Raw genomic sequence first — 21,445 nt, 5'->3', positions numbered from 1 at the left:
ACTCGCTGGTCAACGCCCCCAGGCCGGGACGGGAACGATCAAAAAAGCGGTCAGGAGAGGGACTTGTAGCCGCCCCAGCCGGATGCGATCTTCACGCGCGCGCCGAACGACCCCTTGCCGTCACCGCTGTTGCGGTACAGGTTGCCGCCGCTGTCACGGGAGACCAGGTCGGCCTTCCCGTCGCCGGTGACGTCCCCTGCTCCGACGACTACGTTGTACGAGCCGCCCCAGTCGGAGAAGACCTTGGCGCGGGCTGAGAAGGTGCCGTCGCCCTTGCCGTTGTAGCGGTACAGGGTGTTCACCTTGTCCTGGACCAGCAGGTCGCCGAAGCCGTCCCCGTTCAGGTCGCCGGCCCCGACGACCTTCTTGTACGTCTTCCAGTCGTCGTAGAGCTTCACGCGCGCCGACAGCTTGCCCGTGCTCGTGCCCTTGTAGAGGTAGACCGCTCCCGTCGACGAGTTACGCGCGAGGAGATCCGGGCGTCCGTCGCCACTGACGTCTCCGGGCGAGGTCAGCACGTCGTACTGGGTCCAGCCGCTCGACGCGATGGTCGTGTACGACGTGGACGGCGTGAGCGCCTTGCCGCAGCCGGGCTTGTACAGGCGCAGGGCCCCGCTGCTGTACCGGACGAGGACGTCGTTGCAGCGGTCCCCGCTGAGGTCGCCGACCGGTACGGCCTTGACGGAGGTGGCCCAGCCGCTTCCGCTGACCTTGCCGGAGAGGGCGCCGGTGGACGACTTGCCCAACTGGAAGGTCAGCGCGCCCGAGGAGTTGAGGGTGAGCAGGTCGCCGGTACCGTCGGGAGTGGCCGAGGCGCCGCCGAAATCGTGGGACACCGCAGCGCCGCCGGTGACGGTGACCGTGCCGGACGCCACCTGCGTGTCTGCGGACGCACCCTCCTGGGTGGCGCGCAGTGTCCACGCCAGGGGCCCGTTGGGAGCGTAACTCCCGCCGGATGTAAGGCCGTTCCAGCCCGCGGTGATCGACAGGCCGTCCGGTGTGCCGGTGAGCGTGTGGACCGTCCTGCCGGCCCGGTCGGTGAGGGTGAGCGACCAGGACGAGGCGGGGCTGCTGAGCTTCCAGCTGGGCGCCCAGACGCTGCTGGTCCCGTCGCTGCCCTTGAGCGCGGCGCCGGCGGGAACGGCGGAGCCGGCGACGGCGAGGGCCGGCCACGAGGTCCGGGAGCCCGACAGCTGCCAGTTGGCGCTCTCACTCCTCGCGCCGGACCAGACAGCGGTGGCGCTGCCGTCCGGGCCCGCACTGATCCGGCCCAGGACAGACGCGTTTGCGGAGCCCGGCACCTGGGCGGCGGTCGTCCACGTGCCGTCGGCGCGGACGGCTTCCATCATCACGGTGCCCCCGGCGGCGCTCTGGGGCCACAGCGCGCGTACGGTGCCGTCGTCGCCGATGTCGGCGTCCCATGCTTCGGAAGCGTGAGACGTAGACAGCGTCTTGGGGGCCGACCATATGCCGGTGTCGGCCTCCCGGGTGGCGGTGCGGGTGCTGAACGTCGAGGTGTAGTCGACCCAGACGAGGGTCACGTCACCGTCGGGGGCGACCAGCGGCTCGGGGCTTCCCGCGAGGTTGTCGGTGCCGGTCACGGTCTCCGGCGCGGACCATGCGCCGTCGGCGGAGCGTGTGGTGGTGAGGAGCGAGGAGTCCTCGGCGTCGTCCGTACCCTGCCAGGCCACGGTGACGGAGCCGTCGGCGGCGGCCGTGGCCTCAGGGTCTCCCACCGACTGGTAGTCGGCGGTGGCGGGGGCGGGAGTGCTCCACCCGACGGCGCCGGCCGCACGCGAGACCGTACGAAGCGAGGCGGAGGGACCGTCCCACTGCTTGTAAACGACGACCGCCGTGCCGTCGGAGGTGACCGCGACGCTCGGGCCGTACGCCGAGTCTGCGCCGTCCGCGGCGGCGGTGCTCACCTGCACGGGCGCGGACCAGGTGCCGTCGGTCGAGCGAGTGGCGGCGCTGACCTCCCACTGGCTGCCGGATCGGGGTCTGCTGCCCCATACGGCGGTGAGACTGCCGTCGGGGGCTTCCGCGAGGTCGATCCCGCCGTCGCCCCAGGACGCGTCCGTGCCGACGAGTTCGACGGGCGAGGACCAGGCGGACCGGTCGGCCGCGAGCACAGAGCTGACGACCCGGCTGTCGAACGGCCCCGAGCCCGGCGAGGTCTCGTGCGGGTACTCGAGCCACAGCGCGGTGACCGTGCCGTCCGCCGAGGCGTGCAGTTTCTCGGTGCCCGCCTCGGTCGGGGTGACGGCGAGCAGCGTCGGTGTTCCCCAGACGTCGCTGCCGGCCGGACGGACGGCGGCGTACAACTTGCGTTCCTTGCTGCCGATGCCCGCGTACTGGTTCCACAGCACGACGGCCGAGCCGTCGGCGGCGGTGACGAGGTCCGACACCGCGGTGCTGACGTCGGCACCGGTGATGGCCGTAGCCGGGCCCCACGGGGCGATCGGAGCGGCCACGGCCGGGGCCGGAAGAACGGCGCCGCCCGCCACGGCGAGCGACACTGATGAGATCGCGACCGCCAGACGGCGGCGCGACAGGGCGTATCTGCCCACGTGTGTTTCCCTCCCTGCGAGGACGCACGCCCTCGCACACGTGTGCGGATGCTAGCAGTGGGTGCCGACAGCGCGCGTACCCAGCGGCATTACCCGCCACGGGAGTTGGGCTTCTGAGCGGGCATGATCCGCCCTCGGCGTCCGGCACCCGGAACAGGGCGAGCGTGCGGGAACACGTGCTGACCTCGCCCGGTGAACGAGTCGCGGCCGCGGAAGCGGCCCCTCCGGGAGCGAAGCCCGTGCGTACCGAAAAGAGCCGTCCCGGAAGCCCGGACGAAACCCCTTGCGCAATGGTCAAGAAACGTTGACCATTGCTGGCATGCCTACCGACGATCCATCAGAGACGCTTCACGTCACCACCGACGAACAGCTACGGGCCGTCTCCAATCTCACGCGCCACCGGATCATGGCCGTGCTCCGCTTCGAGCCCGCGACGATCACGCAGATCGCCGACCGGGTGGGCCTCGCGAAGGGGAGTTCCAGCTACCACGTGCGGCTGCTCGAACGGGCGGGCCTGGTGAAGGTGGTGCGAACGCGGAAGGTCCGTGGGGTCACCGAGCGGTACTACGCCATGGCCGCGCGGTCGATCGTGTTGCCCGATCCGGGCGAAGGAGGGCCGGATGTGCTGATGCGGCACGCGGTGGCGGACCTGGAGGCAGCGCAGCCGGAAGGCGATCGGCACGTACGCATGGCGCATCTGCGGCTCACCGAGGAGCAGTTCGCGGAGCTGGGGGCGCGACTGGACGCGCTGGCGGACGAGTACCGGGAACTGTCCGACCCGTCACTGCCGGATGCGTCACTCGTCTTCGCACTCGTCCACCCCGCACCGCGCCGGCAGGCCGAAGGAGACGCCAAGTGACCTCAGACGCCCGCAAGTTGCCGACCGGGTTCGGACGGCTGTGGACTGCCCAGTCGGTCTCGTCGCTTGGAGACGGGGTGTCCCATGCGGCGCTGCCCCTCCTCGCGTTGACGCTGACGCGGGATCCGATGGCACTCGCCGTCGTCACGGCCGCCGGCACGTTGCCGTGGCTGCTCTTCGGAGTGCTCGGCGGTGCCCTGGTGGACCGCTGGGACCGCAGACGCACGATGTGGATCACGGACGCGGCACGTGCGGTGCTGCTCGCGATACCGGCGGCAGCTGCCGCGCTCGACATGCTGAGCATTCCCCTGCTCGCAGCCGTCGCCTTCCTGCTCGGCCTCGGCGGGCTCTTCTTCGACACCGCCGCCACGGCCTACCTGCCGGATCTCCTCGGCCGCGACCCCGCACTGCTGGAACGCGCCAACTCCCGCCTGCGCGGCACCCAGACCGCCGCGTCCGGCTTCGCGGGACCGCCTGCGGGCAGTGTCCTGCTCGCGATAGGGCGAGCGGTACCGCTGCTCGCCGACGCGGTGTCGTTCGCGCTCTCCGCACTGCTCGTACGGTCACTGCCCGCAACGCCCCAACCCGTGCCGCAGGCCCGTGAGTCGCTGCTGCGACAGGCGCGGGCCGGCGCCTCGTACGTGTTCCATGATCAGGTGCTGCTCGGGCTCGCACTGCGTCCTGCGGTCGGGAACGTCGCCTTCCTCGCGGTGGAGACCGTCCTCGCCCTCTTCGCGCACGACCGCCTCGGCATCGACACCTACGGTTTCGGTCTGCTCCTCACCGCCGAGGCCACCGGCGGCCTGCTCGGCGCGGGCATCGCCTCCTTCCTCGGCCGCCGACTCGGCACCGGCACCGCGCTCACCTGCACGGCCGCGGTCGAAGGACTCGCCATCCTGGGCCTTGCAGTCGCCCCGAACCCGTACGTCGCCGGCCTTGCGCTCGCCGTCTGCGGAGCGGGCATGGGCGCCACGATGGTGCTCGCCCCCTCCCTCCGGCAAGCGATCGTCCCCGCTCACCTGATGGGCCGGGTCGCCTCCACCTCCCGCATGCTGGCCATGTGCGCCGCCCCCATCGGGGCCTTCCTCGGCGGCTGGCTGGCCTCCACGTACGACGTCCGCACCCCGCTCTACGCGGCCTCGGCTCTCCTCCTCACGATGACGGCCGTCACGGCGACCATGACCAACAACCGCCGTGTAGAAGCCGCGTTGCGCGCGGCCACTCCGGCCGACGCTCCCGATCACCCGGCGTCCAGGGATGAGGACTTCACCCAGGAGAGCGCAAGCCATTAGCCGTATGAGGCCTCAATGAGGGGCTTGATTCAGGTGATTCCGCGCGTGGCGCACCAGGGCCTGGCTCGATGCAGGAACTCGATCGCGGTCGCTGCCGGCCGGCAACGGGGCGCCGACGGCGGATCGACCAGCCCGACGTCACCGTACTTGCGCCGCCAGTTCACCCACTTCGACACCGGACGCCCGCGAGATCCCCGTCTCTGCGGCCACATGCGCAATCCGGCGGGTCTCACAACGCTCTGTCAGGCGGCGTCGACCTTCCGACGATAGTGACGCGCCGGCATGTCATGGCGCGGTCCGAGCTGCGGGAAGGCGTGGTGACGTGCGAGGGTGACGATGAGCAGGCTGGTTGCTCCGAGAATCGCGGCCATGGCTGCTACCGCGGTTGCGCTGACGCTTTGGAGTATGACCCCGCCGACGATCCCCCCGAGGGCCATCGCGGCGTTCCACAGGGTGACAAGGATGGCCTGCGCGGTATCGGCGACGGCCGGGCCACGTCGCATGCCGGCGTGTCCGGCGGCGGTCTGGAGCAGGGTCGGTACGCCTCCCCACCCCAGACCCCAGACGACGGCGGCGACCCAGACAACCGAGTGCGCCGTCGTGGCGGTGAATGCTGCGGTGGAGAGAGTGAACAGTGCTGCCGCGGTCAACGCCAGCACCCGCAGGTACTGGTCGATGCGGCGCCCGACGTACCAGATGCTGCCCAGGCAAGCGATACCGAAGGCGAGCAAGACCGCATCGGTGGACGACCTGAGACCGGCGTGCTGAAGGTAGGGCGTGATGTAGGCGTAGATGATCGTGTGGCCGAGCACGAACGTCACGACCACGATCATGATCGCTGCAACGCCAGGGACTTTCATGGTCTGACGGGTGGTCGCTTTCGTCGCGTTCTCGATTCCCGGCTGGGCTGTGGCGGGGACGGACCGGACGATCCAGGCGATGACAGCGAGGGTGAGCACCGAAACGGCTGCGAACGCCGCCTGCCATCCCACCTGTTGACCGACCAAGGTCCCGGCCGGCACGCCCAGGGACAGTGCCAACGGGATCCCGGTCATCGCGATGGCGATGGCACGCCCTTCCGACCCGGCTGGGGCGATACGCCGTGCGTAGCCCGCGAGGATCGCCCACGCCAGACCGGCGGCGACGCCGGCGAGGAACCGGGCGACCAGGAGAACGACGTATCCCGGTGCGGCGGCGGTGAGGGTGTTGGCGACCAGGAAGACCGTCATGGCGCCGAGCAGCAGGGGCTTGCGCGGAACGGAGGCAGTGGCTGTCGCCAGCGGGATGGCGGTCAGGGCGGTGCCTGCGGCGTAGACGGTGACAGCTTGGCCGGCGGCAGCGGAGCTCACGTCCAACGTGGAAGACATCTCCGGCAGGACTCCGGCGGGCAGGGTTTCGGTCAGGCTGGTGATGAAGACCGCGGTCCCCAACGCCAGCAACGCCGACCACGGCAGGGCGGCTCGTCCCGTCTGGGAATGTGTGGTGGTGGTCATGGCACCGATCCTCAAACCCTCACATAGATGTGATGGTCAAGTCCGTAATCCGTAGCTAGGCTGACGGGGTGCGAATCGGTGAGTTGTCCCGGCTGACAGGGGCGTCGCGTCGGCTGCTGCGCTACTACGAGGAGCAAGGGCTCATCGTCCCGGACCGGGGCGCGAACGGGTACCGGGAGTACGACGACCGGTACGTGGATCGGGTCAAGCAGATCCGTGGTCTGCTGGCGGCCGGGCTGCCGACTCGGATCATCAAGCAGATCTTGCCGTGCCTGGACAAGCCCCGATTGATCCATTTCCGGGACGCGACGCCGGAGATGTTGGCCCTGCTGACGGATGAGCGGGACAAACTCAACGCACGGATCGAGGTACTGATCCGCAACCGTGACGCCATGAGTGAATACCTGACCGAGGTGGAACGGCACCGGGCCCCGATCCTCGACGATCAACCCCGGAGCACGTGACGCCAAGCCCTCGGCAGGGCGGCGACGGCCCCTGACCGTTCGAGGTGCACGTCGTGCCCGCATCGGTCGCGCGCCACGTAAGGGGCGTGGCGGTACCACCTCAGGAGCCGCTGTCGAGGAGGGTGGGCGGTGGCGACTTCGCCGGCGAACGAAGCCCGAACGACCGACCGATCTGGTCGATCGTCAGCCCGTCCAAGAGGAACATCGGTGTGCCTGACCGCGGTTGTCGGTGAACAGGCCCGTCACAGCCGGCCCCCGTCCGAGTTGGCGGCTCCGCCGGCGGGCGACCTCAACAGGGGCACGAGGTCGTGAATGATCCGTTCGGCATCATCGGGCAGCACGGCAGGCCGCAACCGGACGCCGGAAAGCCCGTGACCGTCGCGCCAGTCGGTCAGCTCGTCCGCTAGCCGGCCCGCGGTTCCCACGAAGATGCTCGTGTCAGTCGACCACGGCGCACCGGCAGCGTCGTTCAATCGCGCGAGCCCCGGTCATGGGCGTGGTCGTCGGAGTCCCCGAGCACGACCGCGATGTCCGCGTACATCAGGGTCAGGGTGGCATCCGGGGTGAGTTCCTCGATCTGGTGAAACGCCGCCAGGAGCTCCGGCATCGGGTGATCAGAAGTCGGCGTGATGAACAGCCGGTCAGCCACAGCGGCGCCGAGCCGGTACGGCTCAAGGGCGTGATGGGCCAAGACGGCGACCGGCGGCGGGGTCCGGACAGGCACTGTCAACGGGCCGGCGGCCGGATACCGCGGCCTGGCCTCCAAAGTTGCCGGCCGCACCTGTTCGGGCTGCCAGAACTTGCCCCCGCCGCCGAGGCCTTCCCCCGGGAAGGTCGCCCACAAGCGACGCACCGCGTGCACATAGTCCTCAGCGTCCCGGAACAGGTCACGCAGGCGCCGTGCGATCCGGGGCGGGACATATACGTCTTCCGGCTCGAGGGCAGGTGTGGAAGTACCCCCGACCACGACGGCGTCGCGGGCGTCCGCCGACACCTGCGGGCGCCACACCACCCGACCCGGGCCGATGGCCGCGAGGGACGCCAGTTGCGAGGCCACGTGGAACGGATTGGAGTGCGTCACGTTCCGCGTGACGACAACCTCGGAGATATCGCTCCTCGACAGCAGAAGCGCGGCGACCACCACCGAGTCCAGCCGACCGCGAACCCGGTGGCCGGCATCGTCGGCAGCGGTCCCGTACTGGTCGGTCTGAAGACTCAGGCCGTCCTCGAGCGTGACGAAGTCGATGCCGCCCGATGCTGCTTCCCTGGCCCAGTCAACCCAGTAGTCAGCGGTGAAGAGTTCGGCGGGATCCACCACCGACGAGTGCGACCACGACGCCGGGTGCCAACCCACACCCTCCAGTGCGATGCCTATGCAAAACGATCTGTCGTCCGTCATGGCCCGATTCCAAAGCCTTCACACTAATGTGAAGGTCAACAGCGGAGTCACCGCGGCAGGCGTCAACAACCTTCTGACGCACGACAACTGGCAGCTCCGCTAACGCGCCGCCGGTGTGGCGTTCCATCCGTGTTCGAGGAGATCGAAGGCCGCGTCGACGGCTTGCTCGGGCTTGTCGGATCCGCGGGCGAGAGCCGAGGCCTCCAAGGCGAAGCGGGCCAGGGCGAGGCTGCGCGGGTCGTCTGCTGCGAGGCCGGCGTCCTGGGCGATGGCGTGCGCGAGGGCGTCCTGGTGGCGCATCCACATGCGGTGGCCGTACTCGCTGAGGGCGGGGGTGTTGGTCACCAAGTTCACGAAGTCGGCGTAACCGGGGTCGGAGTCGGCCCCGCGCAGGCGGACGCGCTTGATGTGTGCGCACAGCGCCTGGGGGACGGTCGCGCCGGGGGCGCGGTCACGGACGGCGGCGACGAGCGCCGCTTCCTGGTCGGCGTCCTCGTCGAAGACGAGGGCCTCCTTGCTCGGGAAGTGCTTGAGGAGCGTGGTGGTGGAGACGTCGGCCGCCTCTGCGATCTCGTGCAGGGTCACCGCGTCGTATCCGCGCGTGAGGAAGAGATTCAGGGCAGCGTCGGCGAGCGCTTTGCGGGTGGCGGCCTTCTTGCGTTCACGCCGTCCCGCCGGAGCTGGAGGCGAGGACTGGGCAGAGGTTGGCATACCGCCATCATACATAAAGGTGCCTGACTCAAAAAGTTGTGTCGTTGCACTTTTTTGCTCGTTGTGCTTTTTTGGAATGGCGGCAGCGCGACCGCTGCCGCCACCTTCTCCCCCGGACCTGCCCCTGCCTGTCCGAGAGGCGAATCGGCACAGGCCAGCGCTGCACCCCTTCGCTCTCCGCCCGACCGGCGACGCACAAGCACGCGCACCGGTGCTGAAGGCTGCGATGCGCCCGAGAGTTCCGCCGCCAGAGCAGCCTCTGCCCCACCCGCACGTCAGCACCTACTCACTTGCCGGCCACGTAAGCCCGCATGACACGAACGGAGCATCACCATGAACACCGACCCCGCACCCCGCATCGCGATCATCGGCGCCGGCCCCGGCGGCCTGACCTGCGCTCGCATCCTCCAACGCCACGACATCCCCGTGACCGTGTACGACGCCGAAGCGGGCCCTGACGTCCGCAATCAGGGCGGAAGCTTGGACCTGCACGAGGACAACGGCCAGCTCGCCCTGCGCGAAGCCGGGCTGCTTGAGGAGTTCTTCCGCCTGTCGCGCCCCGAAGGTCAGGAGATGCGCCAAGTCGACCCGGACGGGACCATCCTTTTCCACCACACCCCGGAGGCGGGCGATCTCTTCAAGCCCGAGATCGACCGCGGCGACCTGCGCGGCCTCCTCCTCGGCTCCCTGAGGCCGGGCACGGTCCGCTGGAGCCACGCACTCACCTCCGTCGACGGACCCGACCACGGCCCCCGTCTGCTGCGCTTCGCCGACGGCACCACGGTCGAGGCCGACCTCGTCGTCGGCGCCGACGGTGCCTGGTCGAAGGTGCGACGGGCCGTCTCCCCCGCCGTCCCCGAGTACGGCGGCGTGAGTTTCCTCGAAGCCTGGTTCCACGACGTCGAGAACCGGCACCCCGAAATCGCCGAACTCGTCGGCCAGGGCAGCGCCGCGGCTGCCGACGGTGAGCGCGGTCTGTTCGCCCAGCGCAACAGCGGCGACCACATCCGCGTCTACATCATCCAGCGCGTTGCCGCCGACTGGATAACCGCGAGCGGCCTCACCATCCAGGACACCGACGGCATACGGGCTCTCCTGCTGGAGCGTTACCGCAGTTGGTCACCCCGCCTGCGCCGGCTGCTCACGGACAACGACGGCCTCTACGTGGACCGCCCCATCAACGCCCTTCCCGTGCCTCACACCTGGGAACGCAGCTCCACGATCACCCTGCTCGGCGACGCCGCCCACCTCATGCCACCGCTCGGTGTCGGGGTCAACCTCGCGATGCTGGACGCATGCGAACTCGCGCTCTCCGTCGCCGGCAGCAACAACGTCAAGGACGCCATCGCGGCATACGAAAACAGCATGCTGCCCCGCTCCCACAAGATGCAGAAGCTCCTTGACCACGGCGCCGAGGAACTCCTGTCCACCGAACTGCCCGACTTCGCCACCGCCGACGACAGCAACTGACAGCGGTCAGGTAAGGGCTATCCCCGAGGCGGGTCCATCGCCTGAGCGCACACGCCGCAAGCCGCAACGGCCGAGCCCTGGCGCGGTCGCACACCACGCGTTGGCTGAAAGCCCGGAGATGTTGCGAAAGTTCACCACCAGCGGTGAAGCTGGCGTCAACGTCCCCTCAGGAGTTCAGGACGCGGGGTCGCACTCCTCCCGGGCGGGCTCGTCACGTATGGCTTTCTGCAGTCCAGGTCTACGCCGCTGACCGTGCCCCCGGCCAAACCGGTAGTGCTCAGGCGCCCGGAAGGAAGAGACAGAACGGGTGTCCGTGAGGGTCGCGAAGGACTCGTACGTCCTTCGCCGGCTGGTGCTCCTGCACCGTCGCACCCAGCGCACACGCCCGGGCGGTCTCCGCTTCCAGATCGTCGACCTGCACGTCCAGGTGCGCTTGCATCTGCTGAGTACCTGGACGCTGCGGCCATGTCGGAGGGACGTGGTCCTTCTCCAGCTGGAAACTGAGGCTGGGCCGTTCCTGCTCAGGGGCCCTCAGACGCACCCATTCGGGACTGCGCGCCACTTCTTCCCAACCGAGCAGGGCCCGGTAGAAGTCGGCCAGCGCGCGTGGATCGGGAGTACCGAGAACAAAAGCACCGAGCTTCGTCGTCATGCCTCCCACCTTGCCCCTGGAACCCGCCTCATGCACGCGCGCTTCGCACGCGACGCGCAGCCATGCCACCACCGGGCACGGTGGATGGAGGGCGCTCGTCGCCTGCCATCCACGGCCGACTTTCAAACCGGCCGTGACGTCAGCACACGACCGCGGCGAGGGAGAGGGCGTATGCGGACGAGTTGCGATGGATCAGCGGTGCGGCCGAACCGTGCCCGGGCACCTCGATGCCCTCGCACGACCTTGAGCCTTGCTCTGAAGATCGTTCTGTTGGAGGCTGAGGCATGCCTAATCCGCCGACTTTCATTCTGGTTCACGGGGCCTTCGCGAATTCGTTCTCGTTCGCGCCGCTGCAGGCCGAACTCGCCCTGATGGGGCACCGATCGGCCGCGGTCGATCTTCCCGGGCACGGTTTCGAGGCAACCTTCCCAGCGTCCTACCAGTCCCCCCAGGATCTGAAGGCACTCGCCGCGGAGCCGGGGCGCATCAGAGGAGTCACTCTCGCCGACAATGTCGCCCGCGTGATCGAGGTCCTTGAACGAGCCAAGCAGAACGGGCCCACTGTCCTCGTCGCCCACAGCAGGGGTGGCATCACCATCACCGCCGTCGCCAACGCGCGGCCCGAGCTGATCGACCGGATCGTCTACGTCTCCGCCTGGTGCCCCGTCGAGCTGGACGTGAGCGACTATTACGCCCAGCCTGAGATGGCGGACGTCGACACGAGATCCTTCGCGGCCACGCTCGTCGGGAACCCCGCTGAACTCGGCCTGCTCCGCACCAACTTCCGAACCGCTGACGCGACGGCACTCGCCGCGTTCAAGCGGGCCTTCGGTGCCGACCTCACCGATGACGAGTTCCGGACCTTCCTCAACACCTTCCAGCCGGATGAGAACCTCGACGCCGGCACGTCCGCCGATCGAGTGCAGGCCGCGACCTGGGGTCGAATCCCCAAGACCTACGTACGCCTGGCCGCCGATGCCAGCCTCCCGCTCGCCGTGCAGGACCGCATGATCCGCGAAGCCGACGCCCTCACACCCGACAACCCCTTCGACGTCCGCACGCTCGACGGCAGTCACCTGCGCTGGCTCGTCCACCCCAGGGCCGCGGCGGAGTTGCTCGCGGACCTCGCAGCACGCTGACACGCGCACCGGCGCCAGGCATGAGTGGCGGAGGCGGGGCTGTGCCGGGCACGCCTTCGCCTCTCGCTGCCTCGGCCCCGCCCCGCAGGGGTCAAGCCGGATGACCAGGCGGCGACTCAACGACCCGATGAACGGCCAGTGGGCCGCTGGTGGCTCTGCTGCCGATGGGTATCAATGCGCCGCAACAGCCGCCTGGCCCGGCACAAAGTTGATGGACAGCGAGGGTGGTTCCCGACCGGTCCCCTTCATCGATCGTGGACGCTCTCGGCCAGCGGAGGGCCCGCAGCACGACCTATGGGTGGGGTGCCGCCGCTCCAGGGTGCCTGCTGGTCGGGGGCGCAGCGGACCACCGACTCGAACCCGATTTGCCACAGGTTGAGTTCGGCGACATCCACGCCGGGCTCGGACAAGCCGTGTCCCGACACCAGCAGCGGGACGGCTTCGTCCAGGTCCAGGACGCCCGAGACATAGCCGGCGGCGCAACCGCCCGCCCCCTCTCCGGCCACGGCCGCGGCACGCAACGCATGGCATTGGCGCCACAACTCGAACAGAGCGACCTGGTAGGCGAACAGCGCGGTACGCCGGAACTCGGGCCGGTCAAGCAGACCGGCATCGACACTGTCGTGAGGAGCGAACACGGCGGCAGCCAACGGCAACGGCAAACTGCCGTCAACTACCTGACACAAGGCATCGAACTGCTCCCGGAAAGGCGAGAACGCCCCGTACAAGGCTCGCAACTGAGCAGGACTGACACCCGGCCCCGACGGAAATGCCACCGCCAACTCGGCCCCCGCGTCCAGCACTACAGGTTGGCCCCGCAGCACACCGCGGCCCTCAGACGCCTGCCGCCGCACCAGAGCGGCCCAACGCGACACCCCTCTCACGAACCACTCCCCTCCCCCTCGATCCACTGACACTCCCAGGACACCCGCCTCACTTCACGCCCCGTCCCACGGCGACGTGCCAGCCCCAAACCCGCGGCCCACGGTCGAGGATGCGTGTACGGTGCGCCGCCCGCCGTTGACTGGCGTGCACAGCGTGGGCCTGCCGGCGTACCGCTGGTGCCGTGCGCTGAAGTGCTCCTCCTGCGCCGACTCGATGGCCGCCCGCGCCGGGGTCAGGGCCGCTTACCAGGGATTTCGTCGCCGGGCACCAGCATGTCGTGGCACCGCACGATGTGGCCCGCCCCGTCAAAGCGGAGCTCCGCCACCAATGACCAGGCCGAGCGTCCCGCCCGGGCAGTCGCCCGCAGCACAGCCGTGTCCGATTCGGCCAGCAGGCTCTCGACCGTGAGGACCAGTTCCGCGGGCAGCAGGGCGTTGCCGGAGGCTTCCCGGCTGGCCCAGGGTCGTGTGAGTTCATTGACCTCACCGCGATTGCCCGCCTCGACCAGTGCCAGAACCACTTCCTTGTTGCGCTCTCGCAGGCTGCGGGCGGTGAGCAGATCGTGCAGCACCCCGCTGAGGGGGTCGGCCAGCGTGAGCGCCATGACCATCAGGCCCTTCTCCATGAAACGCCGTCACGTGCAGCTGTCGTGGAGCACATTGCCGGTGTCGCCTCGAGAAGTGCCGGAGGACAGGTCGACTCTTGACGCTGTGCCGCGCCTCCACTGCGCCTGTAGAAGACACGAACAGACTCCGGGCCACGACCACAGAACCCCACAGCGCCCGACGAGGGTTTCGGATGACCGAACGCCACCGCATCCAGCCGTCCGGCGCGAAGTGCCGAGGCCTCAGGGTTTCGGGCACTTCGCCCGCCGCACACGACCGTCGCGAACCGCAGCAGACCGACCTAGAGTCCGCGCACAAGAACGAAGGGATGAGACCAGCCATGTCCTGGGACACGACTTTCGAGGAACTCCTGCGCAGCTATCTGCCATTCCTCAGCGCGACCCAACCACTGCACGCCGACACGGACCTCCCCACCGCAGGGCTGGACTCCCTGGGCGCGGTCGAACTCCTCGGCTCTCTCGAAAGCGCCTACGACGTCCGCTTCGTCAACGACACTCTCTCCCTGGACACCTTCGCCACTCCCGGGGCCCTCTGGGAGACCCTCACCCGTCTGCAAGCGAGGGTGTGAAGCACCAGAACCGGAAGGACGCGGTTGTTCAGGCTGCGCTGCTGGGGCTCGGCACCCGTGGCTCCAGGCCGGGCACCATCCGTCGGCAGTACGACATGCGGCCAGGGCACAACGCGCGTCCGGGGCTCCGAGCGTTCGGAGAGCGACTTCACCGACACGGTCGGCGTCAGGAATTTCCGCCAGGTAGCGCATCCACGCGGTTCGTTTGATCGCCGGGTGGGCTTCGGCACAGGCATGCGCGGTGACGCGAAGGGAACTCCAGTGGCAGCACCCGCACCATGCCGTCGTGCACGCCGGTGAACAGCGTGCCGCCGTCGGGAGAGACACGCAGCGCGGAGAGCGCGGTGCGATGCCATGGCCAAGGGACGACCCGGCGTGCCCTCGTGTCCTGACGGTGTTCCGGAGCTCCGGAGCTCCCGACTCGTGCGGCCGGGCTCGGTAGCATGCAACGCATGCCCATCAAACTCGAGAACGTCGGCATCGCCGTTCGCGACCTCGAAGCAACGATCTCCTTCTTCACCGACCTCGGCCTCACCGTCGTCGGCCGTGACACGGTGAGTGGCGAATGGACCGACACCGCCGTCGGCTTGGACGGCAACCATGCCAAGATCGCGATGCTCCAGACCCCGGACGGTCTCGGTCGCCTCGAACTCTTCGAGTACATCCACCCGGATGCGATCGAGACGGAGCCCACGCTTCCCAACGAGATCGGCATGCACCGCGTCGCCTTCTCGGTCGACGACATCGACGTAGCGCTTGAGGCAGCCGCCAAGCACGGGTGCCATCCGCTTCGAGGTGTGGCGAACTATCAGGACATCTACAAGCTCACGTACCTCCGCGGCCCCAGCGGCATCCTCGTGATGCTCGCCGAGGAGCTGAAGAGGAACTGAGGGCCGGCCCCCCAAGTTAGCCCGCGCTTGCAAAATTGGCTGTGCGTCCGTTCTGCCGACAGATTTCCGGCATGAATGCCTTACACGTGAGGCTCACGTGGCGCAACCGCCGAGGTAGGACCCGTCGCCTGAAGTACGTGGTTGACGGCCGTCTCATGCGCTCGGTCAGCCTTCAGGGGTTCTATCGTTTGACCCCTGAAGCTGCCGGTGAGTTGGCGGAGATCGTTGGCAGCCATACCACTTGATGCCGATGCCGGCCGCCCGCCACAGCCCGGGACCCCGAAGTCAAATCCAGGCCGCTACCGACGAAATACGCTGACCGATGACGACTTCGTGACCAGCAGATACCCAGCCCTTCAACCTCAACGCCGCGGCCCAGCTCACCGTCGTGGGGACCTGCGTCGGTGCCGGCTTCCGATCAGGCGGCGAACAGGTCAAACGTCGAGGAGTGGCGCGGGCCCGCCAGCACGTCGAGTTGCGGGTCCACTGCCAGTACCGCGTGGTGCATGCGCTGCAACTGCGGTGACGGCTCCACGCCCAGGTCGTCGATCAGACGCATCCGCAGCCTGCGGTAGACCTCCAACGCGGTCGCCTGACGGCCCGCGCGATACATCGCCAGCATCGCCTGCGAGTGCAGCCCCTCATGGTGTGGGTGACGTGCCGTCAGCTCCGTCAGCTCGGCGATCAACTCCGAGTGCCGGCCCAGCCGCAGATCCGCGTCGATGCGCCGCTCGACCGTCACCAACCGGCTCTCCTGCAAGCGCATGACCTCGATCTCCAGCACCGACCCCAGCTTCACGTCCACCAGCGGCGCACCGCTCCACAACGCCAGCGCCGCACCGAATCGCGCCGCGGACAGCTCGTTGTCGCCCGCATCGAACGCGGCCTGACCCTGGCGGATCCACTCCTCGTAGCGGTTCACATCCACACAGCTCTTGTCGACCTGCAGCAGATACCCGCCGTGCCGAGTGGCCAGAACATCCTTCGCCCCCGACCCGGCGCCCGGCCCCATCGCCGTCCCCAACCGCCGCCGCAACTGCAGAATGTAGGTCTGCAACGTCGTCAGCGCACTCGCCGGCGGCTCACACCCCCACAACTCCTCCATCAGCGTGGGAACCGGCATCACCCTGCCCGGATACAGCGCCAGCAACGCCAGAATCTGCCGCGGCTTCCCCGCCGACGGAACAATCGACGCCCCGTTGACCTCGGCACTCAACGGACCCAGAACCTGAATCAGCATGGCGCCCTCCCCACCTCGTCGAGTTCGTGCCCCAGCTCCACCGCGGCCGAAATACACCGCCACCACGCACGCTAGCCCTCCACCCCCAACCCCAACACGACCCTGTAGCCATCCTCCAGCAGCACTCCACACCACATGAGGCAGCAAGCCCTCAGACAGGCGATGCACCGCACCACCGCCCCTGTCTCCAGCGAGTTCCGCCGGCCGGATGCGGCGAGATCCGCGACCGGCCACAGGTCAAAAGCGTCGCCGGAGTGGACCTCCAGAACAGGCTGCATCCCGATCACGCGGCCAGTCTCCCGCACCTGCACAAGCTGCTTCTGCCCGAGCCGCAGGCCGTCCGTGGCAGACACCCACCCGCGCAACATCACATCCGGGATCTCAGCACGTCGACCTCACAGCCCCGCGCGAACGGGTCGAAGCCGTGCTCGCTCAGCCAGCGAACCACCAGCAGGCTGCGCAACGACCACCACGCGTGGATCACGTCGAGGTCGACCTCGGTGCCATACCCGGCGACGACATCGCCGAGATGCTCCTCGTGCCCCAGCGTGAAGGTGGCCAGGTCGTACAGGGCATCACCCTGGCCCGCCTCGGACCAGTCGATGATGCCCGTCACCTCGTCGCCGTCGACGAAGAGGTGCGCGATCTGCAGGTCCCCGTGCGTGAACGCCGGAGTCCACGGTCGGAGCGCGGCCTTGGCCACCTGGCGGTTGCGGAGGACCAGGTCAGCGGGCAGGACGCCGCCCTTAACGAGGGACTCGCACTCGCTGTCGAGCTCCGCCGCCAGCGCGACAACGCTCCGGCCGGCCCGACCGGTCCGGGGCGGCAGCGGCGCGTCGTGCAGCTTCCTGATGGCGGCGCCCGCCGCGGCCCATGCCGCCGGCGACCCGGTCGACGGGCCGCCGAGCCGCCCGAGGGGCGCCCCCCGGAGCGCGCGGATCGCGAGCACGGGCGGCTTGCGCCACAGGACCTCCGGGCTCGGCACCGGCGCGAGTGACATGGCCTCGACCTCTACGTCGATACGCGCCTGGTCGGCGTCCACCTTCAGGAAGACATCGCCGACACGCAGCGTCGCACGCTCGGAATGGGCGACGACGACCTGGACCTCATCCATGGTCGACCAGTATCCCGGGAACGTCCGGCACCGTCGCCGGGTTTCTCGCGTGCGGTTACGTGGCTGACCGCGTCGCGAAGTCCGGCCGCGCAGTGTGGGACACCGACATCTGACCAGGTCGAGTCATCCATGTTTCGCGAAGTCCCCCAGACCGACCCTGGTGTGGAGCTGCCACGGCACCTTCTGGGAAGTGGCCGACGCATGTGCAGCACGGCGCGACCTCCGGGACTAGGCAGCTGTGTACAAGTCGTTGCGAATCGAACACTCCCGGCACCGGGTTCTGTGGGCAGACTGGGCACATGACAGCGACATCGATGAGCAAGGGCGGCAACCTTCCCGTCACCGCCGGCACCGTGCAGGTCGAGCTCGGCTGGTTCGCGGCCCCCGGCGCACCTGATGCCGATGCCTCGGCCTTGCTGCTCCGTGCCGACGGACGGGTGAGAAACGACGGTGACTTCGTCTTCTACAACCAGCCCCGACATGCCTCCGGTGCCGTGAGCCATCTGGGGAAGCGACGGGAAGGCGGCGCGACGACGGACACCGTCGGCGTGAACCTGCAAGCCTTGGAGCCGGAGATCGACCGGGTCGTCCTCGGGGCATCCGCGGACGGAGGCACCTTCGGCCAATTGTCCGGCCTGAGGCTGCGGTTGATCGACACCGCCACCGGAGCTCAGCTCGCGTTGTTCGAGATGGAGGCGACGACGGAGACGGCGTTCATCGGAGGAGAGCTGTACCGGCGCGCCGGTCAGTGGAAGTTCCGCGCGGTGGGCCAGGGGTACGCCTCCGGACTCGCGGGCCTGGCCACCGACTTCGGGATCAGCGTGGACGAGGAACCGAGCCCCACTGCGTCGTCGGTTTCCCCCGCACCCACGTTCCCGCCTGCGCCCAGCCCGCCGACACCCACGCCCGCCCCCGCGGCCCGGCCCGCGCCGACAGCAGCGCCTGCTTCCGTCCCACCCCAGAACCCGCTGGCCCCCACCTCCTCCCCCACCCCACGTCTGGTCAAGGGTGAGGAGCAGTTGCCGGTGGACATGCGCAAACGGCTCTCCCTTCGCAAAGAACAGGTGGCCGTCAGTCTGCGTAAGCATGGCGCCGAAGGAGTGAGCGCGCGCGTCATCCTGGTCCTGGACGCCTCCGGTTCCATGTCGTTCCTGTACTCGAAGGGAGTTGTGGCCGACGTCGTGGAGCGGATGGCGGCGGTGGCCGCGCAGCTCGACGACGACGGAGAGATGCAGGCGTGGACGTTCGCCTCGAATCCGGCGCGGCTTCCGGACCTCGCCCTGGGTGATCTACCGCAGTGGCTGGAGCATCATGTCCGGGTCGGGGAACTGACGTTGTTCCGGCGTAAGAAGCCTCGTGAGGGTCTACTGCCGGGCCAGGTGGACATGCGCGCGGTCGGGATCCAGAACGAGGAACAGAAGGTGATCGCCGAGGTTCGGGCGTACGTCCATGAGCACCCCGCGGCCGCCCCCACCCTGGTGCTCTTCTTCTCCGACGGCGGCGTCTATCGGAACAACGAGATCGAGACCGAACTGCGCCAAGCGGTGGACGAACCGATCTTCTGGCAGTTCGTCGGACTGGGACGCTCCAACTACGGTGTACTGGAGCGGTTCGACACCCTGCCCGGCCGCCGCGTCGACAACGTGGGCTTCTTCGCCGTCGACGACATCAGCGACGTACCGGATGCGGAACTCTACGACCGGCTGCTGTCCGAGTTCCCGTCATGGATGCGCGAGGCGAAGCGGCTGGGCATCATCTGAGGCGATGAACGGCCTGCTGTCGTCCCGCCCAGGCGAGCCGTAATGCCCGGGGGCCGGTCCACGGCAAGCAGTCGCCACCAGACGGCATCTGCGGGGCCGTTGGGGTCGGATGAAGGACGAAGGGCCCGGTGCTCCTCTACTGGCGGCAGGGACCGGAGCGCGAGCTCGTGGCGGGGGCCGGGAGAGCGACGACGTGTGGTGCGGCCCGGTCCCAGGGAAAGCCGTGGTGCAGTTCGAGATACGGGGCCGGGCCCTCACCTGCGGGCAGGGCCACCGCGGCCAACACACGGGGCACCGGCTCCAGTTCCACGAACCGCCAACGCCCCGCCGCATCATCGACAGGAGGCTGGAACGCGAGGACCCCGGTCTCCTGGTCCAGAGTGAAGGAGAACTCGTCAAAGGGCAGCCCCAGACCCACTCCTCGCGCCTTCGTGTACGCCTCCTTCAGCGTCCACAACCGCAACACCCTCCTGCTACGCGACTCCCCCGTCGGCATCTCCGCCGCCCACTGCTGCTCCTCCGGCGTGAACGTCGTCAGAATGGTCTCCAACGCGCGCGGCTCACGATCCAGGTGCTCCACATCCACCCCGATACGCGACGCCCGCACGATGCCCAGCAAGCTGTAACCTCCCGCGTGAGAGAGGTTGAAATCCAGGTGATGGCCGCCTCTGGGCAGCCCTTCGGGCAGCGGCTGCAAGAACGGCCGGCCACGCGAAGAGCGCCAGATCACCTGCTCCGCCTCCGCCAGCCCCGCCTCCAGCGCCAACGCCCGCCGCACCAACGTATGAGCCAGCAAATACTGGCGTCGATCGCGCTCGAACAGGAACCGTGCAGCAACCTCGCGCTCTCCCGAATCCAGCCAATGTCCCGCCAACACCCCCACCACGTCAGGTGAAAGAGCGTCGTTGGCGCACACCCACAACTTCACCGCGGGCGCGCTGCCCTCACCCCCTGAGCCGGCACCCACAGACCCTTCCGATACGCGTGTCATGAAGCCATCTCATTCATCGCCAGATACCCCACACACCTCAGGGTGAGATGCCATTCCCCGCGGTCCCCGTCAGAGTCACAAGGAGCGACCCGCCAACAGAGCGGCGGCCTCGTCGACACCGATCCGCTCCCCACGCACGGCATCCAAGAGCGCCAGCATCTCTTCCTGCGACAGGGCAGGCTTCCCCTCGGCCGGCACGATCGAAGCCGTCGACTCACGCTCGGCTCGCGATGCGCTCGTCGCAACGTCGGCCGTCGGCACTTCGGCCGCCGCTTCAAGTCCACTTCGTCGAGGCGTTGTTACGGCGTGAGCCTCCGGCCTTACGCGAACCATCGATTCAGGCATCGCTCCCGCCGAGGTGGGTGCGTCGCCGGAGTCCGGGGCCATCGGCGTCGGCCTCGGCGTCGCGTCCACGACTACGCCCCGGGTGCCCGCCGCGATGTAGGCGGCCATGGCGGCCAGACTCCGTTGCTCGTGGGCAGTGACCGGGCTCTCGTCCAGGCCGTAGGCACGGTTCACCCCGGCGACGAAGTCGTCGGCCAGCTGCGAGCCGATGCCCAACTCGGACAGGAAGGCAGCGCCCTCGATCTCCCATGGCTCACAGTGCAGGACCGTCGCCAAGCGCTCCCGCAACTCGGCCAGGACCTCTTGTACATCGCCCGACGCGCCGGCGGTGCCCAGCCCCTCGGTCCGAGTGCTTCCGGCGTCAGGGGCGTCGTCGGTACTGAGGACCACCGCGGGCGCGTCGGGGGTAGCCGTGGCCGTGTTGGTGTGGGCGCTGATGTACGAGGCCATGGTGGCCAGAGTCGGATACTCGTGGAGGGTGAGGGGGCGTTCACTCAGTCCGTAGGTGTCATTGATGCCAGCGACGAAGTCGGCGGCCAGGATGGAATCGATCCCCAGAGCCACGAATGGGGCGTCGGCGTCGATCTCCCACACATCACAGCCCAGACGGCCTGCCAGCTGGAGGCGGAGTGCCTCGAGGACCGGGGGCGAGGCATCGGGAGTCCGAACGGCCGACACCGAGGCGCCACGCAAGGCCGACAGATGGCCGGCCAGCAGCGCGGGCGTAGAGTATTCGTACAGGGCCCCACCCGTGATCCGGACCCCGAAGTGCTGAAAGATGGCGGCGACGAGTTCGGCCGCCAGGAGCGAGTCCAGACCCAGAGCGGCAAACGGCTGACGGGGATCCACCCGCTCAGCATCAGCGCCCACCACACCGGCCAGGACGTCCCGCAGTTCACCTACGACGTCCCCGCCGTCCGGCACAAACAGTTCACCGCTCATACTCCGCGCCTCCAGAACGCCAAGGAATCCGACCT

The 21,445-nt window shown here is 68.7% G+C and carries 19 protein-coding genes; 8 read left to right on the top strand and 11 right to left on the bottom strand.

The genetic code is table 11. From position 1 onward, the window contains the following. Positions 1–50: 50 nt before the first annotated feature. Entirely contained in the window at positions 51–2,570 is a 2,520-nt protein-coding gene (locus tag ACFYQQ_RS32050; RefSeq protein WP_355787264.1) for an FG-GAP-like repeat-containing protein, read from the bottom strand. Between the two features lie 319 nt (positions 2,571–2,889). Between ACFYQQ_RS32050 and ACFYQQ_RS32045 the strand changes: the two genes are divergently transcribed. Next, positions 2,890–3,429: a winged helix-turn-helix domain-containing protein gene (locus ACFYQQ_RS32045; protein ID WP_355795289.1), complete on the top strand. Its 540-nt coding sequence runs from the start codon at positions 2,890–2,892 to the stop codon at positions 3,427–3,429. Then, positions 3,426–4,721: an MFS transporter gene (locus tag ACFYQQ_RS32040; protein WP_356240431.1), complete on the top strand. Its 1,296-nt coding sequence runs from the start codon at positions 3,426–3,428 to the stop codon at positions 4,719–4,721. Before ACFYQQ_RS32045 ends, ACFYQQ_RS32040 begins: the two co-directional genes overlap by 4 nt. Before the next feature lie 242 nt (positions 4,722–4,963). On the opposite strand, the gene ACFYQQ_RS32035 is transcribed toward ACFYQQ_RS32040, so the two are convergent. After that, positions 4,964–6,214: an MFS transporter gene (locus ACFYQQ_RS32035; RefSeq protein ID WP_355790868.1), complete on the bottom strand. Its 1,251-nt coding sequence runs from the start codon at positions 6,212–6,214 to the stop codon at positions 4,964–4,966. A 68-nt stretch (positions 6,215–6,282) separates the two neighbouring features. Between ACFYQQ_RS32035 and ACFYQQ_RS32030 the strand changes: the two genes are divergently transcribed. Beyond that, positions 6,283–6,678, top strand: a complete 396-nt coding sequence (locus tag ACFYQQ_RS32030) for a MerR family transcriptional regulator (RefSeq protein WP_355790865.1) — start codon at positions 6,283–6,285, stop codon at positions 6,676–6,678. 469 nt (positions 6,679–7,147) lie between these two features. On the opposite strand, the gene ACFYQQ_RS32025 is transcribed toward ACFYQQ_RS32030, so the two are convergent. Together ACFYQQ_RS32025 and ACFYQQ_RS32020 are read right to left on the bottom strand one after the other, a co-directional pair. Continuing rightward, positions 7,148–8,077, bottom strand: coding sequence for an LLM class flavin-dependent oxidoreductase (locus ACFYQQ_RS32025; protein ID WP_355790862.1), 930 nt, complete (start codon positions 8,075–8,077; stop codon positions 7,148–7,150). Between the two features lie 99 nt (positions 8,078–8,176). Continuing rightward, positions 8,177–8,788, bottom strand: a complete 612-nt coding sequence (locus ACFYQQ_RS32020; RefSeq protein ID WP_356240437.1) for a TetR/AcrR family transcriptional regulator — start codon at positions 8,786–8,788, stop codon at positions 8,177–8,179. Between the two features lie 333 nt (positions 8,789–9,121). Here ACFYQQ_RS32020 and ACFYQQ_RS32015 point away from each other — a divergent pair, with 333 nt between their 5' ends. Further along, the gene (locus tag ACFYQQ_RS32015; RefSeq protein WP_356240440.1) at positions 9,122–10,258 is read left to right on the top strand and encodes an NAD(P)/FAD-dependent oxidoreductase; all 1,137 of its coding nucleotides are present in this window, start codon (positions 9,122–9,124) and stop codon (positions 10,256–10,258) included. 277 nt (positions 10,259–10,535) lie between these two features. On the opposite strand, the gene ACFYQQ_RS32010 is transcribed toward ACFYQQ_RS32015, so the two are convergent. Beyond that, positions 10,536–10,910, bottom strand: a complete 375-nt coding sequence (locus tag ACFYQQ_RS32010; RefSeq protein WP_355794034.1) for a VOC family protein — start codon at positions 10,908–10,910, stop codon at positions 10,536–10,538. Between the two features lie 284 nt (positions 10,911–11,194). Between ACFYQQ_RS32010 and ACFYQQ_RS32005 the strand changes: the two genes are divergently transcribed. Continuing rightward, positions 11,195–12,049 (top strand): alpha/beta fold hydrolase, encoded by an 855-nt coding sequence (locus tag ACFYQQ_RS32005; RefSeq protein WP_355794035.1) that lies wholly within the window; start codon positions 11,195–11,197, stop codon positions 12,047–12,049. A 245-nt stretch (positions 12,050–12,294) separates the two neighbouring features. Here ACFYQQ_RS32005 and ACFYQQ_RS32000 read toward each other — a convergent pair whose 3' ends face one another. After that, complete coding sequence (locus ACFYQQ_RS32000) at positions 12,295–12,852, bottom strand: hypothetical protein (protein WP_388906124.1); 558 nt, start codon at positions 12,850–12,852, stop codon at positions 12,295–12,297. A gap of 314 nt (positions 12,853–13,166) precedes the next feature. After that, positions 13,167–13,559 carry a hypothetical protein gene (locus ACFYQQ_RS31995; RefSeq protein ID WP_356240445.1) on the bottom strand — a complete coding sequence of 131 codons (393 nt, stop codon included), beginning with the start codon at positions 13,557–13,559 and terminating at the stop codon, positions 13,167–13,169. Positions 13,560–13,879: 320 nt separating this feature from the next. On the opposite strand from ACFYQQ_RS31995, the gene ACFYQQ_RS31990 reads away from it, so the two are divergent. Together ACFYQQ_RS31990 and ACFYQQ_RS31985 are read left to right on the top strand one after the other, a co-directional pair. After that, a complete protein-coding gene (locus tag ACFYQQ_RS31990) occupies positions 13,880–14,128 on the top strand; it encodes a phosphopantetheine-binding protein (RefSeq protein WP_355787270.1) in 249 nt (82 codons plus the stop codon). A 452-nt stretch (positions 14,129–14,580) separates the two neighbouring features. Then, positions 14,581–15,018: a VOC family protein gene (locus ACFYQQ_RS31985; protein ID WP_355787267.1), complete on the top strand. Its 438-nt coding sequence runs from the start codon at positions 14,581–14,583 to the stop codon at positions 15,016–15,018. Between the two features lie 418 nt (positions 15,019–15,436). On the opposite strand, the gene ACFYQQ_RS31980 is transcribed toward ACFYQQ_RS31985, so the two are convergent. Together ACFYQQ_RS31980 and ACFYQQ_RS31975 are read right to left on the bottom strand one after the other, a co-directional pair. Beyond that, positions 15,437–16,258: an AfsR/SARP family transcriptional regulator gene (locus ACFYQQ_RS31980; protein WP_356240451.1), complete on the bottom strand. Its 822-nt coding sequence runs from the start codon at positions 16,256–16,258 to the stop codon at positions 15,437–15,439. A 367-nt stretch (positions 16,259–16,625) separates the two neighbouring features. After that, positions 16,626–17,372, bottom strand: a complete 747-nt coding sequence (locus ACFYQQ_RS31975; RefSeq protein WP_356240453.1) for a phosphotransferase — start codon at positions 17,370–17,372, stop codon at positions 16,626–16,628. Between the two features lie 299 nt (positions 17,373–17,671). Between ACFYQQ_RS31975 and ACFYQQ_RS31970 the strand changes: the two genes are divergently transcribed. Next, positions 17,672–19,132, top strand: coding sequence for a VWA domain-containing protein (locus tag ACFYQQ_RS31970; protein ID WP_355789376.1), 1,461 nt, complete (start codon positions 17,672–17,674; stop codon positions 19,130–19,132). 136 nt (positions 19,133–19,268) lie between these two features. On the opposite strand, the gene ACFYQQ_RS31965 is transcribed toward ACFYQQ_RS31970, so the two are convergent. Further along, positions 19,269–20,048, bottom strand: a complete 780-nt coding sequence (locus ACFYQQ_RS31965) for a 4'-phosphopantetheinyl transferase superfamily protein (protein ID WP_355789373.1) — start codon at positions 20,046–20,048, stop codon at positions 19,269–19,271. A gap of 150 nt (positions 20,049–20,198) precedes the next feature. Beyond that, a complete protein-coding gene (locus ACFYQQ_RS31960) occupies positions 20,199–21,410 on the bottom strand; it encodes an acyl carrier protein (protein ID WP_356240457.1) in 1,212 nt (403 codons plus the stop codon). Positions 21,411–21,445: the final 35 nt, after the last annotated feature.

It is taken from the genome of Streptomyces sp. NPDC005496 (assembly GCF_042872045.1).
Lineage (GTDB): Bacteria > Actinomycetota > Actinomycetes > Streptomycetales > Streptomycetaceae > Streptomyces.
Note: the sequence above shows the minus strand (reverse complement) of the source record. Positions and strands in the feature narration are given on the sequence as shown.

Bases quoted from the DNA above. Each gene is read 5' to 3' on its own strand.
- ACFYQQ_RS31970 (WP_355789376.1), top strand. From the start codon at position 17,672: ATGACAGCGACATCGATGAGCAAGGGCGGCAACCTTCCCGTCACCGCC.
- ACFYQQ_RS32010 (WP_355794034.1), bottom strand. From the start codon at position 10,910: ATGACGACGAAGCTCGGTGCTTTTGTTCTCGGTACTCCCGATCCACGC.
- ACFYQQ_RS32005 (WP_355794035.1), top strand. From the start codon at position 11,195: ATGCCTAATCCGCCGACTTTCATTCTGGTTCACGGGGCCTTCGCGAAT.
- ACFYQQ_RS31990 (WP_355787270.1), top strand. From the start codon at position 13,880: ATGTCCTGGGACACGACTTTCGAGGAACTCCTGCGCAGCTATCTGCCA.
- ACFYQQ_RS31980 (WP_356240451.1), bottom strand. From the start codon at position 16,258: ATGCTGATTCAGGTTCTGGGTCCGTTGAGTGCCGAGGTCAACGGGGCG.
- ACFYQQ_RS32035 (WP_355790868.1), bottom strand. From the start codon at position 6,214: ATGACCACCACCACACATTCCCAGACGGGACGAGCCGCCCTGCCGTGG.
- ACFYQQ_RS32015 (WP_356240440.1), top strand. From the start codon at position 9,122: ATGAACACCGACCCCGCACCCCGCATCGCGATCATCGGCGCCGGCCCC.
- ACFYQQ_RS31985 (WP_355787267.1), top strand. From the start codon at position 14,581: ATGCCCATCAAACTCGAGAACGTCGGCATCGCCGTTCGCGACCTCGAA.
- ACFYQQ_RS32025 (WP_355790862.1), bottom strand. From the start codon at position 8,077: ATGACGGACGACAGATCGTTTTGCATAGGCATCGCACTGGAGGGTGTG.
- ACFYQQ_RS32020 (WP_356240437.1), bottom strand. From the start codon at position 8,788: ATGCCAACCTCTGCCCAGTCCTCGCCTCCAGCTCCGGCGGGACGGCGT.
- ACFYQQ_RS31960 (WP_356240457.1), bottom strand. From the start codon at position 21,410: ATGAGCGGTGAACTGTTTGTGCCGGACGGCGGGGACGTCGTAGGTGAA.
- ACFYQQ_RS31975 (WP_356240453.1), bottom strand. From the start codon at position 17,372: ATGGATGAGGTCCAGGTCGTCGTCGCCCATTCCGAGCGTGCGACGCTG.
- ACFYQQ_RS32045 (WP_355795289.1), top strand. From the start codon at position 2,890: ATGCCTACCGACGATCCATCAGAGACGCTTCACGTCACCACCGACGAA.
- ACFYQQ_RS31995 (WP_356240445.1), bottom strand. From the start codon at position 13,559: ATGGAGAAGGGCCTGATGGTCATGGCGCTCACGCTGGCCGACCCCCTC.